1 protein-coding gene is annotated in these 506 nt (G+C 50.6%); it reads left to right on the top strand.

What is annotated here, in order from left to right; all coding sequences use genetic code 11:
• Positions 1-506, top strand: a 506-nt coding sequence (locus H4O21_RS24115; protein ID WP_182812429.1) for a TRAP transporter large permease subunit, incomplete at both ends; no start/stop codon positions are given.

Here is a 506-nt window from a genome sequence, read left to right as displayed (position 1 = left end):
CTGGCACGTAAAAGTCTGACCTTTGGCAGCCTGTTCGACATCCTGACGGATACAGCTCGCACCTCGGCTATGCTGTTTGCGGTACTGATCGGTGCGCTGATTTTCTCAAACTTTATCAACCGTGCCGGTCTGCCATCTGAGCTGCTGGACTTTGTGAATGGTCTGGATGTATCACCAATGATGGTGATTATGGTAATCCTGCTGATCTATATCATTCTGGGTATGGTGTTTGAGAGCCTGTCGATGCTGCTGCTGACCGTGCCGATCTTCTTCCCTCTGGTTGAAAGTCTGGGCTTTGATCTGGTCTGGTTCGGTATTGTTGTTGTGGTCGTTACCGAGATCAGTCTGATCACACCACCGGTGGGGATGAACGTCTTCGTGCTCAGTGCGGTGCTGAAGGATGTGAAAGCAGGCACCATTTTCAAGGGGGTAACGCCCTTCTGGTGTGCAGACATTATCCGCCTGGCACTGATCACCTTTATCTCTTCGATTTCTCTGTTCTTACC

This window comes from Oceanospirillum sediminis, from assembly GCF_014164585.1.
In the GTDB taxonomy this organism is placed as follows: Bacteria; Pseudomonadota; Gammaproteobacteria; order Pseudomonadales; family Halomonadaceae; genus Oceanospirillum; species Oceanospirillum sediminis.
This window is presented reverse-complemented; position numbering and strand designations above follow the sequence as displayed.